Genomic DNA, 15,724 nt, shown 5'->3' on the forward strand with positions numbered 1-15,724 from the left:
GATGACATATAAAGGTTATTTGATTGATTTAGATGGAACCATTTATAAGGGAAAGGATCGTATTCCTGAAGGGGAGGCCTTTGTTAAGGAGTTGCAGAAGCGTCAGATTCCCTATCTTTTTGTGACTAATAACAGTACGCGTACACCAGAGATGGTCCAAGAGCTTTTGTGTAATCAGTGCGAGTTGGAAACGCCTCTTGAAACTATTTATACAGCAACCCTGGCGACAGTTGACTACATGAATGATATGAATCGTGGTAAAACAGTTTATGTTATTGGTGAGACTGGGCTTAAATCTGCTATTGCGGATGCGGGTTATACGGTAGATGAGGAAAATCCTGATTATGTGGTAGTGGGATTGGACCGTGATGTCACTTATGAAATGCTGGTTAAAGCAACCCTTGCTATCCATAAAGGGGCTATGTTTATTGGGACAAACCCAGATTTGAATATCCCAACAGAACGAGGTCTGCTTCCAGGTGCTGGTTCCCTCTTAGCCCTTATTGAGACAGCGACGCGTGTGAAACCAATCATTATTGGTAAGCCTAAAGCTATTATCATGAACAAAGCTCTTGAAATCCTTGGAACAGAACGTAGCCAAACTATTGTGGTTGGTGATAATTACTTGACTGATATTACAGCTGGCATTAAAAATGACTTTCCAACACTTCTTGTGACGACTGGTTTCACCAAGGCGGAAGAAGTTGTGGATTTACCAGTAAAACCAGACCATGTACTTGCTAGTCTAGCGGAGTGGGATTTTGATGCGAACTAATATTGAAGCAGTGTTGACTCCTATTTGGCTCCTGGCCTTGTCTATTCTGGTCACGATTTACCTAGCATGGGGCTTCTATTATTTTGATATTGACTGGATGCATCTTTTGAACTATGTCGTTATCGGCAAAAGTGATCTTTGGCATAACTTCAATGTCCTCATGCGGTATCTGACCTTTCCTTGGGTGGGCCGTTTGGCCATGCCTGATTTTCCGTCTTCGGAGAGTGGTCTTAAGCATTTTTATGATGTCAAGTGGCTCTTTCATCTGGTTCAGATCCTTGTTGTCCTACTGGCTTATCCAGCTGTGAGCTTTCTTTGGCGAAATGTGAAGAAGGGGACTTTTGGTCTCTATCGTAGACTTTATCTGAGTCTAGCTGTTTTACCAATCCTTATTGGAGTAGTGGGATTTTTCCTAGGATTTGATCAGTTCTTCATTCTCTTTCATGAGGCTCTCTTTCCTGGAGATAGTAGTTGGCTTTTTAATCCAATGCTTGACCCGATTATTAATGTTTTGCCAGAAGAGTATTTCCTTCAATGTTTTGTGATTTTCTTTATAATGTACGAGGGAATCATGATGGGATTGACCTGGCTAGCCCACAAACAGGTGAGAAGCTATTTAAAAAATAAGGAGTAATGATGTTTATTCGTGATAACCATTTGCATACCCATCATTCCTATGATTCGGATGCGAATTTTACTGATTATTTAACCCATTTTGATGGCGAGATTGTAACAACTGAGCATTATGATCTTTCTAATCCCTATACAAAACAGGACGATGTGCCAGATTACGAGTCTTATAGTCATGAGGTTGAAAAACTCAACCTCAAGTATGGCAATCGTATTAAACGAGGCATCGAGATTGGCTATTACCAGCCTAGAGAAAGCGATATTTTAGACTTTTTGGATGGTAAGGACTATGATCTCAAACTGCTTTCTGTTCACCATAATGGGGTTAATGATTATCTCGATGATGAGGTGGCTGATATGGACAAGGCTAACATTATTCAAGAATATCTGGATAAGTTGGAGTATGCTGTTGGTCGTGTGGACGCAGATGTTCTGGCCCACTTTGACTATGGTTTCCGTCTTTTTGATGTGACTGTTGATGAGCTAAAAGCTTATGAGAATCAGCTTAAACGTATTTTTAAGAAAATGATTGCTAATGATTTGGCTTTTGAGCTGAATTCAAAGAGCATTTACCTTTATCATCATGAAGGTCTTTATCGTTATGTCTTGGCCCTTGTCAAGGATTTGGGATGTCGCAAGTATTCTATTGGCTCTGATGGGCATAAATTGGAGCATTTTCGTCTGAACTTTGATAAGATTCAGGAGCTCTTGAGAGAATTCGAAATTACAGAAGATATGATTATATAGAGCAGACAGCTTCAGTTGAGGCTGTCTTTTCTTAAGGGAAACTTAAAGGAAAGACGCTGTTATGGGATTTATAGAAGATTTTAAGATTTGCTTGTTATGCTAATTTCAAGCAATTCGTCGACAGCATCTACCAGCACTGGTGATGCCACTAAGACGGATACGACTTATAAAGATGACAATATGGAAATTGAAATCACGACGGGCAAAGCTAGTGATTCCACTTACTATGTTGCTGATATCAAGCTTTCAAGTGCGGACTACCTTAAAACAGCTTTGGACAAAACACCTATGGTACCAATATAACTGACGTCACTTCAAGTATTGCCCAGCAACATAATGCTATCTTTGCCATCAATGATGACTATTATGGGGATAACTAGTCAGGCTGTGTGATTAAAAATGGTCAAGTCTATCGTGATACTGATCGAAACAGTGACTATGAAGACCCCTGCAGTCTACTCAGACGGTAGCTTCAAGACCTTTAGCGATAGTGAGACAACTGCTCAAAAACTGGTCGATTCAGGTGTGGTGAATACCTTTGCCTTCGGTCCAACCCTGGTTGAAAATGGTAAGGTAGCTGTCTCAGAAAATGAAGAGGTTGGTCAAGACATGGCCGACAATCCACGTACAGCTATCGTAGTTAATGAAGAAAGTGATGGAAGTGTACACTACATTGTCATTGTCTCTGATGGTCGTACCAGTGAGTCGTCAGGATTGACTCTTTATGAAATGGCAGAGTTGATGAAATCTTATGGCGTGATGACTGGTTACAACCTTAATGGTGGTGACTCATCAACCATGTATTCTAATGGTCAAGTCATTAATAAGCCAACCCACAAACGGAAACAAAATCTCAGAAAGGGCGGTGAGCGATATCGTTTACATCGGTTACTAAAAAATCTGCTAGCGAGCACTTTTTCACCACCTATATTGGTTTAACTATTTTTAGCCTGGTCTTTACCTTTGTCTATGAACTCTTTTCTTATGGTGAATCATCCAGGTTTATGCACCTGATGTTCTTTGCACCATTGGCTGGAGCTATGATTTATCTGCTAACAGGACTGGGAATGTCTTGGGTGAGAAATCGTGTCTCGAAATTCTTATTAAATTCAGCAATCGCGGTTGTATCAAGTGCCTGTTTAGTTAAAGGCATTGTTGAAGTTTCAGGACGTACAACTAGTGTGGATATGCCCTATTGGTATGTGGAAGCTGGACTACTTTGTTTGAGTCTTCTAATAGGATTTATCAGATCTACAAAACTGGCTTAAAAATGAAAGCTTGGAGTAATTGAACTGCACCCCAAAAGTTAGATAGAAAAATCTAACTTTTGGGGTGTTTTTATTATGAAATTAACTTATGAAGATAAAGTTCAAATATATGAATTGAGAAAGCAAGGTCAAACCTTCAACCAACTTTCAAAACGATTTGGTGTGGGTGCTTCTGGATTAAGATATATGACGAGATTGATTGAACGTTACGGAATAGAAATTATCAAGAAAGGTAAGCATCGTTACGATTCACCAGAATTAAAACAAGAAATGATTGATAAAGTGCTACTTGAAGGTCGTTCACAAAAAAGTGTAAGTCTTGATTATTGTCTTTCAAGTGGTGGAATGTTGCCTAATTGGATAGCGCAATATAAGAAAAATGGGTATACTCTTCTTGAGAAAAGAGGAGGGAGAGTACCTAAAATGGGGCGTAAACGTAAGAAAACTTGGGAAGAAATGACAGAACTAGAGCGACTCCAAGAGGAGAATGAACGCTTACGTACCGAGGTGGCCTACCTAAAAAAGTTAAAAGAGTTAGAGGAAAGGGACGAAGCCTTACAGCGAGAAAGGCAGAAACAGTTAGAGAAAAGGGTTTCAGGAGGATTTCGACTAGATTTACTTCTTGAAACTGCACGTTTTGCTCGCTCGACTTACTATTATCAGTTGAAACAACTAGATGGGCACGACAAAGATGAAGAGACTAAAGGCTAAATTCAAGAAATTTATTATGAGTATAAAGGAAATTATGGCTATCGCCGAATAACTCTTGAATTGAGGAATCGTGGTTTTGTAGTGAACCAGAAGAAGGTCCAACGTCTGATGAAGCTCTTTGGTTTAAGTTCCCAAATTCGTCGTAAACACAAATATTCTTCATACCAAGGAGAAGTTGGCAAGAAAGCAGATAACCTTAGTGATCAAGGTTGGTAATACCAACATCAGTATTAACATCAATTTTTAGAGGATAAGGGGATCCAACCGTCCATGTCACGTAAGGGGAAAATAGTCCAGATAATGGTATGATGGAATCCTTCTTTGGCATTCTTAAGTCTGAGATGTTTTATGGTTACGAGAAGACGTTTCACTCACTTGAGCAATTGGAACAAGCTATTGTAGACTATATTGATTATTACAACAACAAACACATTAAGGTAAAACTAAAAGGACTTGGTCCTGTGCAATACAGAACTAAATCCTGGAAAGTCAACGAAAAACTAGACACGGAGTTAAGAGAATTTAAGAATTATATTTTTCAAAGTCTTTTGGAGACTTGTAATCAAGACCTGAATGCATCCTTTTTGTATTGTAATAGGTCTCAATGTATTTAAATATTTCTTGAGTAGCCTCAGCTCTTGTCTCAAAATGAGCATCATTAATAAGCTCCCTCTTTAGCGTCTTATAAAAAGACTCCATCATTGCATTGTCATAGGGATTTCCTTTACGACTCATGCTAGATTGAGCACCGACTTGACGAAGAGTAGATTGATAACGAGAGCTTGTATATTGACTCCCTTGATCAGTATGGACAATCAAGCCAGGCTGAGGATGTTCTTTCCCACAAGCTTGTAAGAAGCAATCCCTCACCAGTTTATCTTGCATCCGTGAAGACATTGACCAGCCTACAATCTTACGTGAAAAAACGTCGATATTCACGGCTAAGTATAAGGTGCCTTCTTTGGTAGGGATATAGGTCATGTCTCCCAGCCATACTTTATTAGGAGCTGTTGCTTTAAAGATCTGATTAATTAAATTGGGTCTTGAAAGCGAAGCTCCTTTTCTGTTGTAATGTTTATATTTATAACGGCTTCCCTTGGCATAAAGTCCCATCAAGTGCATCAGTTTCCCAACACGTTTCGTGTTGGTCATAATACCAGTATTATGAAGTACCTTGGTAATTCTAACCGCACCATAGCGTCCCTTATGCTCATGAAAGACAGCTTTTATCTTCTCTGAGAGAATTTCTCTCTCCACTTGTTGTTTTGAAGGACGACGATGCATGTATTCATAGAAACCTGAGCGAGAAACCTTAAGAACTTTTACTGCATGCTTAATTTTTATCTTCCCATGATGTTTCAAGAGAAATTCAAAACGTTTTACTTGCTTCGCTTCAAGAAGACCCGGAACTTTTTTAGAAGTTCAAGTTCCTCCTGAAGATAACGATTTTCTTTCTCTAACAATTTAATCTTATGTTGGGCATTAGCTAGGGCTGTCCCATTGCCTGGAAAAGCACTTTCTCCATATTCTTCAACTTCTTGAACCCAGCGATAAAGACTATTGGCATGAACCTCAAGCTCTTGGCTGACTTCTTTAACAGAGTAACCTTCTTCAAGAATGAGTTTTACTGCAGAATTTTTAAATTGTTTATCGAATTTTCTTCTTGCCATAATAAACCTTTCCACGATTTCTCTTAACTTTGTGTCTAGTTTATTATAACCTTTCCATCCTTTGGATAAATTAGTTGTCTAACTTTATGGGGTCAGTACACATACTTCAGGCTTTTTACCTTGCTTTGAAATTTTATTTAGGATAAATATACACCTTATAAGTGGAAAAATTATTTTGAATCAGGAAATAGACTAAAGAGATTTTTATGAAAATAACAGAGATTTATTTTTGTGACAGCAATATAAATAAAAGGAGACTTTTTCTAGCGATGGAAGCAGCTGAAACTGCATGCATTGCTGAAATTATCCACAGGGAAATATCACCTGACGACCATTAACTCCTTAGGAAATCTCAAAAAGACTATGTGTTTTTTTATTAAATATACAAAAAAAGGCTTGCATTGTTTTAAATTTTCATGTAGAATAATTTCAAATTAAATCGTTGAGAGAAAAAAGTCAGATCGTTTTACAGAGAATGCGGGAAGCTGAGAACGCATGAGATCAAAGACGACACATTCTTGAGAGCGTATGCGAACTCTGGATGACAGTAGTGTACGACGGGTGGTTCCGTTAGAGACTGGGAGTTACAAGTGAAACTTTGTGACTTCATGAGGAAGAGGGGGTGACCCCTGTTCGAATTAAGGTGGAACCACGTGCCAACGTCCTTGCAAAAGTTATTTTTGCGAGGACGTTTTTTGTTACACTTTTTAGAGTCTGTAACGAGAAGTACACTTGGTTAGAGTCAAAGAGAAAGGATAAACTATGGAAATCAAAGGATTACGAAAGATTGAACCCTATGTAGCGGGTAGTCAGCCTGCTGAGAAAAATATCATTAAGTTGAATACTAATGAAAATGCTTATGGACCAAGTCCAGCAGTTCATCAATCTTTAGCATCCTTTGATGCCCATCAGTTACGCAAGTATTCGACTTTGGATCAAACGGCTTTGCGTCAAGCTTTGTCTGATCAATTGGGTGTGCCTGCCGATCAGTTTATTATTGGAAATGGGTCAGATGACATCTTATCAATGGCTTTTCTAGCTTTCTTTAACAGTGAGGAAAAAATCATATTTCCAGATTTGACTTATGGTTTTTACAAGGTATGGGCAGATTTGTATCGCATCCCCTTTAGAGAAGTGCCTTTGACCTCCTCATTTGAGATTGATACTCAAGATTATTTGGTCGAAAATGGTGGAATTATCCTTACTAATCCGAACGCTCCAACAGGTATTTATAAACCTTTAGATCAAGTCGAGGAGATTGTAAAGGCCAACCAGTCGGTAGTTGTGATTATTGACGAATCCTATATCAACTTTGGTGGGGGGACGGCCTTACCACTCCTAGAAAAATATGACAATGTGTTTATCACCAGGACCTTTTCTAAGGATGCCTCCCTTGCTGGTCTGCGTGTCGGTTACGGCATAGGAAGTCCAAAACTAATGGCTGTCATCAATGCCGTTAAGAATTCAGTCAACCCCTATAATGTGGATAGCATTGCTGAAGCCTTGGGGACTGCAGCGGTTAGATCTTGGGACTATTATGAGGACATTTGCGCTAAGATTATGGCAACACGTGACTGGTTTAGCCAAGAATTGCAGGCGATTGGCTTTGATGTCCTACCTTCAAAAACTAATTTTGTTTTGGTCAAGCCATACGGAGTGACTGCAGGCCAATTGTTTGCCTATCTCCAAAGTAAGAAAATTTATGTCCGTTATTTTCCAAAAGTGGAGCGTATTTCTGACAGACTACGCATTTCTATTGGAACTCAGGATGAGATGGAGCGTGTATTAATGACCATACAGGAGTTACAAGCATGAAAAAAACGACCTTAGCCTTAGGAATGCACGATAAACTTTTCAAACGTGCCCGTACCATGTATCAGATTGAGCATTGCATTTGTGATTTGTTGATGACAAAGGGTTTTCTTCGTATTGAGACACCAACCTTAGAGCATTTTGAAGTCTTCAGTGATGTGGTGGACAATGGTAACTATAATTTCTTTGATAAAAATGGAGATCTTATTAGCCTACGTCCTGATATTACCAGTCAAATCGGGCGCGTAATTGCTTCCACACAAGTTCATACACCGATTAAATTTTCCTACTCTGGAAAGGTCTTTAACTACAACGAAGAGATGCGTGGCTTGTCCAATGAGCATACGCAGGCTGGTGTGGAAATCATTGGTTTTCCAGTTCATCAGGCATTGGAAGAAGCTGTGATATCTGCTAAAGAGGCCTTGGATGTGGCAGGTGTCAGAAATTACAAGTTTGAATTTTCACATGCCCAGCTCCTGCAACTCATTTTTGAAGAATTAAACCTTCCAGCAGTAAAAGAAGCAGAGTTGGCCACCTATATCCGTGATAAATCAATCACAGGTCTCAAGGAGTTCACTAAAGAAAATCCAAGTCAATATGACAAGGTTTTGGAGCAGTTGCCATTCCTCTTTGGTGAGACAACTGCTGTCTTGACCGAGGCGAGACAGTTAACCGACAATGAATCCTTTTTGACAGCTTTGGATAGTTTGGAAGTCTTAACCAGTCGCCTAGCTGATAATCTCCCAGAGACGACGCTCGATTTGGCTCAATTACCAGCAGTGCCTTACTACACGGGCATAATGTTTAAGGTCTTCGGTGATAAGGTACCGGATGCTTTTGTATCAGGTGGCCGCTACGATAAACTATTTGAACGTTTTGGGGCTACCGAGTTAACAGCGGTTGGTTGGGCTATTGATATCGACTCAGTTTATCAAGCAGTACATGACGATGTGGAATTTGGAGGTGACATGGATGACTAGCAATCAAATCACAATTGCCTTGACCAAGGGGCGTATTGAAAAAGATGCGGTTACATTGCTGGAAAAAGCTGGCTTTAATATGTCTTTCATGGCTGATAAGGGACGTAATTTGATTTTCGAGAGTCCTGACAACCGTTTCCGTTTTCTCTTGGTTAAAGCTCCAGATGTGACAACCTGTGTTAGACACGGTGTCGCAGATATTGGAATTGTTGGGAAGGATGTTCTGGTTGAACATCCGACAGGCTATTTGGAAATGTTAGACCTTAATTTTGGCCTTTGTAAATTCTGCGTGGCTTCAACAGAAGACTATAATCCTAATGACCATAAACGTAAACGTATTGCTACCAAGTATCCAACCATTGCAACTGATTATTTTAATCAAAAGGGTGAGGATGTCGAGATTATTTCGATTCAAGGGAGCGTTGAGATTGCCCCCGTTATTGGTCTGGCGGATGCCATTGTCGATATTGTAGAAACAGGGAATACCCTTGTTGCAAATGGCCTAAAAGTTTATGAAGATATTTGTCGGATTTCAGCACGAATGATTGTTAATAAGGCTTCTTTGAAAAATAATAAGGAAGTCCTGCAATTCATTCGTAAGATTGAATCACTTGTTGGAAACGAGGAGGTACCGTTCGAATGAAACGATTAACTGGAACTAATAAAGAAATTGCTGAGCTTCTTTATCAGGAGCAATTGGAACTTTCAAAAGAAAATAGAGACGTTGAAAGAACGATTCAAGCTATTATCGAAGACGTTAAAGAACGTGGAGACGAGGCCCTTCGTGATTATTCAGCGAAGTTCGATAAGGTTGATTTGACTGATATTGAAGTTGGACAAGATCTTATTGATAAAGCCTTTAAGGAAATTGATCCAGAGGTTTATCAAGCCCTAGTCAATGCTAAAGAAAACATTGAATCTTACCACAAACATCAGTTGGAGGCTGGTTTTGAGGACCAACCAAGTGAGGGAGTTATTCGTGGTCAATTGATTCGTCCCATCAATCGTGTTGGTGTTTATGTGCCTGGAGGAACAGCGGCTTATCCGTCATCAGTTCTTATGAATGTCATCCCTGCTAAAATTGCTGGGGTTAAAGAGATTATTATGATTACGCCGCCACAAGAACACTTTGTTCCTGCAATTCTAGTAGCCGCAAAATTGGCTGGTGTGGACACCATTTACCAAGTCGGTGGAGCTCAAGGAATTGCGGCCTTGGCTTTTGGTACAGAAACGATTCCAAAGGTTGACAAGATTACAGGTCCCGGAAATATTTTCGTGGCGACTGCTAAGAAGCAAGTTTACGGCATTGTCGGTATTGATATGATTGCAGGACCATCAGAAATCGGTGTTATTGCTGATAGTAGCGCTAATCCAAGCTATGTAGCAGCTGATCTTTTGTCTCAAGCAGAGCACGACAAGCGAGCACGTGCCATTTTGGTAACAGATTCTGAAGTCTTGGCCGATGCGGTTGAAAGCGAGATTGAACGTCAACTCAAGCTTTTACCACGAGAAGCGATTGCTCGTCCTTCCATTGAAAATAACGGCCGTATTATTATCACTAAGGACACAGATGCCATGTTTGAGCTCATGAACTCGGTTGCGCCAGAGCATTTGGAAATTGCTATGGACAAGGCCTATGATTATCTAGAAAAAGTGGAAAATGCTGGTTCCGTCTTTCTTGGTCACTTTACGAGTGAACCAATTGGTGACTACTATGCCGGTGCTAATCACATTCTTCCAACGACAGCAACCAGCCGCTTTTCATCAGCTTTAGGTGTACATGATTTTGTCAAACGTATCCAATATACGCAATACGACAAGGCAGCAGTCAATAAGGCAAAACACGATATTACAACCTTGGCTTATGCGGAAGGCTTGCAGGCCCACGCCAAGGCTATTGAAGTCAGAAATGACAATAATTGAGAGAGTAGAGGAAGCAGTTATGAGACAAGCAGAAATTGAACGTAATACCTTTGAAACCAAAATTAAGTTAAGTCTCAATTTGGATGCTCAAGAACCAGTAGACATTCAAACAGGTGTCGGATTTTTTGACCATATGTTGACCTTGTTTGCCCGTCACGGTCGTATGTCTTTGGTGGTAAAGGCTGATGGTGACCTTTGGGTTGATAGTCACCACACTGTTGAAGATGTCGGTATCGTACTTGGTCAAGCTCTTAAAGAGGCTTTGGGTGATAAAGCAGGTATCAACCGTTATGGAACGTCTTTCGTACCTATGGATGAAACCCTCGGAATGGCAAGCTTAGATTTGTCTGGACGTAGCTTCTTGGTCTTTGATGCTAGTTTTGATAATCCTAAATTGGGTAATTTTGACACAGAATTGATTGAAGAGTTTTTCCAAGCTTTAGCCTTTAATGTTCAAATGAATCTTCATCTCAAGATTCTCCACGGAAAAAACAATCACCACAAGTCAGAAAGTCTTTTCAAGGCAACAGGTCGTGCCTTGCGTGAAGCCATTACAGTCAATCCTGACATTCACGGCGTAAATTCGACAAAGGGGATGCTATGATTATCGTCATTGATTACGATGCGGGGAATATCGCAAATGTTCTGCGTGCCCTTGAAAAAATCGGTGTGACTGCAGAATTGTCTGCTGACAAAGAGAAAATTCTAGCTGCAGATGGTTTGATTTTACCTGGTGTAGGTGCCTATCCAACAGCCATGGCAGAGTTGGAGCGAAGAGGTTTGGTAGTTGTAATCAAAGAGGCCGTAGCAAAAGGAGTTCCACTTTTAGGAATTTGCTTAGGTATGCAGATTTTAACAGAAAAAGGACTGGAGCATGAAGAAACAGATGGTCTTGGCTTTATTCCTGGTGTTTGCCGTGCCATTCCTGCTAATAAGGAGCGGCCTGTCCCACATATAGGATGGAATGATTTGACTGTTAAGCAAGCTAGCCCTTTGACAGATGGTTTAGATGGCCAATCTGTCTACTTCGTTCACAGTTATTTTACGGATGTACCTATCCAATATATTGATGTTACTGCAGATTATAGTATCGAGGTTCCAACCATGATCCATAAAGACAATGTTTATGGTGCCCAATTCCATCCCGAAAAATCAGGTGATATTGGTTTAGGTATTATTGAACGGTTTGTGGGATTATGTAAAACCTAGAATCTCGTGAGAACAAAGATTTTTTAGTTAGAAAGGATGGTAGGGGAGATGCAAATTCTACCAGCAATTGATATTAAGGATGGACAGGCTGTTCGTCTCTTCAAAGGAGATTTCAACCAAAAAACCGTCGTCAATCCAGATGTTATTGAGCAAGCAAAAACCCTTAAGAATGCGGGCATCCAATTCATTCACCTTGTTGACTTGGATGGTGCTCTTGATGGTCGTGCCACTAACCGTGACTTGATTGCGGAGGTCAAGAAGATTTCTGGACTTGGCATCGAAATGGGTGGCGGTATCCGCACATTGGAGCAGATTCGTGACTATTTGGCAGTTGGCATCGACCGTATCATTATCGGTTCAATGGCCGTCAAAGATCCTGACTTCGTTAGAGCAGCTTTGGAGGAATTTGGTGCCGATAAGATTGTCGTGGGTATAGATGCAAAGGCAGGTCTTGTCGCTACAGAAGGTTGGTTGGAAACCAGCAATGTGGACTACATCACCTTGGCCAAGGAAATGGAAAAAATGGGCGTAACCCTCATTGTTTATACAGACGTTGATCGAGATGGCACACTGACAGGACCCAATCTTGATCACTACAAATGTTTGGTATCTGAACTCACAACCGCTAAAGTCATCGCTTCAGGTGGGATTGCAGAGCTATCCGACTTAAATCACCTACAAGAGATTGGTGTAGCAGGAACCATTGTCGGTAAGGCCTACTATAACGGCAATATCACTTTAGACCAGCTCAAGTCTTTCGGAGGTTAATATGCTTAAAAAACGTATTATTCCTTGTCTGGATGTCAAGGATGGTCGTGTCGTCAAGGGAGTTAACTTTGTGAATCTAACAGATGTTGGTGATCCTGTTGATTCTGCCCGTGCCTATTATGAGGCTGGTTGTGACGAACTTGTTTTTTTGGACATCACGGCGACTTCAGATAATCGTGAAACAACGGTTGACATGGTGCGACGCGTTGCCGATCAGGTCTTTATCCCTTTCACAGTTGGTGGTGGTATCCGTTCGGTTGAAGACATGAACAAGATGCTCAAAGCCGGTGCAGATAAGGTTGCTGTTAATTCCTCAGCCCATGCCAACCCGCAACTAATCGCTGATTGTGCCCAAAAATTTGGCAATCAGTGTGTCGTGGCTGCGATTGATGCTAAAAAGATGGCTGATGGGAGCTGGCATGTTTTTGTGGCAGGTGGCCGTAAGAATACCGGTAGGGATCTCATCCAATGGGCTCAAGAAGTCGTCGCCTTGGGGGCTGGAGAAATTCTCTTAACCAGTATGGACAAGGACGGCACCAAGTCTGGTTTTGATTTGGAAATGCTTAATCGTGTGGCAGAAGTCGTCGATGTTCCGATCATTGCTTCTGGTGGTGCAGGAAATATTGAGGACATTGTAGAAGTCTTTGAAAAGACAACAGCGACTGGTGCACTGGCAGCCTCTATCTTCCACTTCGGTGAGGTAAATATAGGTGAAACCAAACAAGTCTTGGCAAAAACAGGAATTGAGGTGAGACAATGACAGAGGTTAAACTTGATTTTGACAAACAAGGAGGACTGGTACCAGTTATTGTGACCGATTACAAGACAGGACAGGTGCTTATGTTGGCCTATATGAATGAGGTGTCCTATCAGTTGACCCTTGAGACTAAACAAATGCATTACTGGAGCCGTTCCAGAAATGAGCTTTGGCATAAGGGCGCCATATCTGGTCATTTCCAACATGTCAAAAGCATCAAGACTGACTGTGATTGGGACACCCTACTTATTGCCGTTGAACAAGAAGGAGCAGCCTGTCATACAGGAGCTTACAGCTGTTTCATCACGGATATATATGATGACAATCAAGATAGATAGGAGTAGCTATGTTAGAAACACTTTATAAGGAAGCCTTGGATCGTAAAAAGAATCCTAAAGAAGGGTCTTATACCAATTACCTTTTTGACAAGGGTCTAGACAAGATTCTTAAAAAGGTTGGCGAAGAAGCGACAGAAGTTGTAATTGGAGCTAAGAATGCTGATAAAACGGAAATTGCCAACGAGACAGCAGACATCCTCTATCATTTAGCCGTCATGCTAGTTGAAACAGGGGTTAGCCCTGAAGACGTTGAAGCCGTACTTAAGGCACGACAAGGCAAGCAAAGCAATGTTCATGACCGAAAAGAAGTAACAGATTATTGAGGATTATCTCAACAGATTGAGACTAAGAATAAAAGTTTGAAGTGACGCCTCAGTTTTTTGCTAGAGAAATCCCATGAAGAAAAATACTCCTAATATCTCAATGCTTTCTAGCTTAGCTGTTTTCTTCCTCTGTAATCTAGCGTGTCATATTAGGATATTAGAAGTGTGGGTTGTGGGTTACAAACTCAGTGAAAACGAAAACTTCAAAATACACAAAAACATCTCCGAAAATCAGTCGGAGATACCTTTTTGTTTTACAGAAACGATAGGGGTTACCTTGTGACAGGACTGTTGATCGCTAGGTCCAAATTCCTTCAGCGCAACGTGTATGCTTCAATGCTCAAGGAAAAGGATACATGTCAAATTAAGACTGATGAAAGAAGTCAATCACTTTTGTGGTTGCTTTTTTTGTTAAAATTAACAACTTTTTACACATTCAGCTCATTTGTCTGGCCGAAAAAGTGGTATAATAACTCTTGCTAAATCTTTATTTTGGAGTACATATGGCTAAGTCAAAAAATACTATTGAAAGTCGGATAGATTACTCGATTCTCTTGCCAGTCCTTATCTTACTGCTGGTTGGTATGGTCTCAATTTTTATCGCGACAAATTTTGATTATCCAAAGAATCTCGTTCATGTCATGTCTCAGCAATTACTATGGATTTTTCTTGGTTCAGTACTTGCTTTTGTTGTCATGTTATTTAATACAGAGTTTCTTTGGAAGGTCACTCCCTGGCTTTATATTTTTGGCTTGGGACTTATGGTTTTGCCTCTTATTTTTTATTCACCTTCTTTGGTTGCCTCGACAGGAGCAAAAAACTGGGTCAGTATTGGATCAGTCACCCTTTTTCAACCATCAGAATTTATGAAGATATCCTACATCCTTTTTCTTTCGAGAATAGGTGTTCGGGCTAAACAAGGAAAAGAAGTAACTGAGCTTCAAGATGACTGGTTGCTACTTTTCCAATATGTAGCGGTCACGCTTCCTGTCTTAGGCTTACTGGTTCTTCAAGGTGATATGGGAACGGCCTTAGTCTTCCTCGCTATTTTAGCGGGTATAATAGTGGTTTCGGGAATATCCTGGCGTATCATCTTACCGGTAGTGCTAGCCTTTGCAGCAAGTATAGCTCTGTTTATAATGGTGTTTATCACAGATTGGGGAAAGGAAATCTTGCTCAAGTTAGGGGTTCAGACTTATCAGATTAACCGTATCTCAGCTTGGTTGGACCCCTTCACTTATGCGGATGGCATCGCCTTTCAACAGACACAAGGGATGATATCGATAGGTACTGGTGGTATCTATGGAAAAGGTTTTAATCACCTTGATTTGAATGTACCAGTTCGTGAGAGTGATATGATTTTCACGGTTATTGCAGAAGACTTTGGTTTAGTAGGCGGTGGATTGGTTCTGTTGACCTATCTCTTCCTCATTTATCGCATGTTGCGAGTGACTTTCAAGTCTAATAACCGCTTCTATACCTTTATTTCTACTGGTCTTATTATGATGATTGTCTTCCATATTTTTGAAAATATTGGGGCGGCAGTAGGAATTCTTCCTCTGACAGGTATTCCTTTGCCTTTTATTTCTCAAGGTGGATCTTCACTCATCTCAAACTTGATTGGTGTTGGCTTAGTGCTTTCCATGGCCTACCATACCAACCTCAACGAAGAAAATAAAATTCTTCTGGCTATGTCTCGTCGTATGCGTGCATCTGGGACTAGTAAAGTAAAGGCAGTGTCTAAGACCAAAACTAAGAAAAACAAACCTTCGAAGAGTGCAATCAAGGCCTCACAAGAATTGGTCAAGGCTAA

16 protein-coding genes and 3 pseudogenes are annotated in these 15,724 nt (G+C 40.6%); 18 read left to right on the forward strand and 1 reads right to left on the reverse strand.

What is annotated here, in order from left to right:
• The first annotated feature begins 1 nt into the window (after window position 1).
• From NST05_RS05020 to NST05_RS05045, 6 genes and pseudogenes are all read left to right on the forward strand, one after another.
• A complete protein-coding gene (locus NST05_RS05020) occupies window positions 2-775 on the forward strand; it encodes a TIGR01457 family HAD-type hydrolase (RefSeq protein WP_084828885.1) in 774 nt (257 codons plus the stop codon).
• Window positions 765-1,409, forward strand: coding sequence for a TIGR01906 family membrane protein (locus tag NST05_RS05025; protein ID WP_084828884.1), 645 nt, complete (start codon window positions 765-767; stop codon window positions 1,407-1,409). The genes NST05_RS05020 and NST05_RS05025 overlap by 11 nt, the downstream gene beginning before the upstream one ends.
• Before the next feature lie 8 nt (window positions 1,410-1,417).
• Window positions 1,418-2,152: a PHP domain-containing protein gene (locus NST05_RS05030; protein ID WP_082245845.1), complete on the forward strand. Its 735-nt coding sequence runs from the start codon at window positions 1,418-1,420 to the stop codon at window positions 2,150-2,152.
• Window positions 2,153-2,248: 96 nt separating this feature from the next.
• Window positions 2,249-3,047, forward strand: a pseudogene (locus NST05_RS05035) (phosphodiester glycosidase family protein).
• Window positions 3,025-3,420 (forward strand): hypothetical protein, encoded by a 396-nt coding sequence (locus NST05_RS11060; RefSeq protein ID WP_445684142.1) that lies wholly within the window; start codon window positions 3,025-3,027, stop codon window positions 3,418-3,420. The pseudogene NST05_RS05035 and the gene NST05_RS11060 overlap by 23 nt, the downstream one beginning before the upstream one ends.
• Before the next feature lie 75 nt (window positions 3,421-3,495).
• Window positions 3,496-4,619: pseudogene (locus NST05_RS05045) on the forward strand (IS3 family transposase); the annotation flags it as partial.
• 34 nt (window positions 4,620-4,653) lie between these two features.
• Here NST05_RS05045 and NST05_RS05050 read toward each other — a convergent pair.
• A protein-coding gene (locus tag NST05_RS05050; protein ID WP_095559415.1) for an IS3 family transposase occupies window positions 4,654-5,801 on the reverse strand; the annotation gives its coding sequence in 2 pieces (ribosomal slippage) (window positions 4,654-5,549 and window positions 5,549-5,801; 1,149 coding nt in all).
• Window positions 5,802-6,007: 206 nt separating this feature from the next.
• Here NST05_RS05050 and NST05_RS05055 point away from each other — a divergent pair.
• The 12 genes and pseudogenes from NST05_RS05055 to NST05_RS05110 form a co-directional block, all read left to right on the forward strand.
• Window positions 6,008-6,139: a hypothetical protein gene (locus NST05_RS05055; protein WP_265578702.1), complete on the forward strand. Its 132-nt coding sequence runs from the start codon at window positions 6,008-6,010 to the stop codon at window positions 6,137-6,139.
• 424 nt (window positions 6,140-6,563) lie between these two features.
• Window positions 6,564-7,616: a histidinol-phosphate transaminase gene (gene hisC, locus NST05_RS05060; protein WP_084828882.1), complete on the forward strand. Its 1,053-nt coding sequence runs from the start codon at window positions 6,564-6,566 to the stop codon at window positions 7,614-7,616.
• Entirely contained in the window at window positions 7,613-8,593 is a 981-nt protein-coding gene (locus NST05_RS05065) for an ATP phosphoribosyltransferase regulatory subunit (RefSeq protein WP_014608424.1), read from the forward strand. Before hisC ends, NST05_RS05065 begins: the two co-directional genes overlap by 4 nt.
• The gene (gene hisG, locus NST05_RS05070) at window positions 8,586-9,236 is read left to right on the forward strand and encodes an ATP phosphoribosyltransferase (protein ID WP_023909728.1); all 651 of its coding nucleotides are present in this window, start codon (window positions 8,586-8,588) and stop codon (window positions 9,234-9,236) included. Before NST05_RS05065 ends, hisG begins: the two co-directional genes overlap by 8 nt.
• The gene (hisD, locus tag NST05_RS05075) at window positions 9,233-10,516 is read left to right on the forward strand and encodes a histidinol dehydrogenase (protein ID WP_023909727.1); all 1,284 of its coding nucleotides are present in this window, start codon (window positions 9,233-9,235) and stop codon (window positions 10,514-10,516) included. The genes hisG and hisD overlap by 4 nt, the downstream gene beginning before the upstream one ends.
• 19 nt (window positions 10,517-10,535) lie before the next feature.
• Window positions 10,536-11,120 carry an imidazoleglycerol-phosphate dehydratase HisB gene (gene hisB / locus NST05_RS05080; protein ID WP_014608422.1) on the forward strand — a complete coding sequence of 195 codons (585 nt, stop codon included), beginning with the start codon at window positions 10,536-10,538 and terminating at the stop codon, window positions 11,118-11,120.
• Window positions 11,117-11,725, forward strand: a complete 609-nt coding sequence (hisH, locus tag NST05_RS05085) for an imidazole glycerol phosphate synthase subunit HisH (protein ID WP_014621710.1) — start codon at window positions 11,117-11,119, stop codon at window positions 11,723-11,725. Before hisB ends, hisH begins: the two co-directional genes overlap by 4 nt.
• A gap of 48 nt (window positions 11,726-11,773) precedes the next feature.
• On the forward strand, window positions 11,774-12,493 hold the full coding sequence (gene hisA, locus NST05_RS05090) for a 1-(5-phosphoribosyl)-5-[(5-phosphoribosylamino)methylideneamino]imidazole-4-carboxamide isomerase (RefSeq protein ID WP_023909725.1): 720 nt from the start codon (window positions 11,774-11,776) through the stop codon (window positions 12,491-12,493).
• A gap of 1 nt (window position 12,494) precedes the next feature.
• The gene (gene hisF, locus NST05_RS05095; RefSeq protein ID WP_084828880.1) at window positions 12,495-13,253 is read left to right on the forward strand and encodes an imidazole glycerol phosphate synthase subunit HisF; all 759 of its coding nucleotides are present in this window, start codon (window positions 12,495-12,497) and stop codon (window positions 13,251-13,253) included.
• Window positions 13,250-13,588, forward strand: coding sequence for a phosphoribosyl-AMP cyclohydrolase (gene hisI / locus NST05_RS05100; RefSeq protein ID WP_023909722.1), 339 nt, complete (start codon window positions 13,250-13,252; stop codon window positions 13,586-13,588). Before hisF ends, hisI begins: the two co-directional genes overlap by 4 nt.
• A gap of 8 nt (window positions 13,589-13,596) precedes the next feature.
• A complete protein-coding gene (hisE, locus tag NST05_RS05105; RefSeq protein ID WP_084828879.1) occupies window positions 13,597-13,911 on the forward strand; it encodes a phosphoribosyl-ATP diphosphatase in 315 nt (104 codons plus the stop codon).
• Between the two features lie 503 nt (window positions 13,912-14,414).
• Window positions 14,415-15,584 (forward strand): annotated as a pseudogene (locus tag NST05_RS05110) (FtsW/RodA/SpoVE family cell cycle protein); the annotation flags it as partial.
• Window positions 15,585-15,724: the final 140 nt, after the last annotated feature.

Source organism: Streptococcus sp. FSL E2-3494 (genome assembly GCF_038007085.1).
GTDB lineage: Bacteria > Bacillota > Bacilli > Lactobacillales > Streptococcaceae > Streptococcus > Streptococcus thermophilus.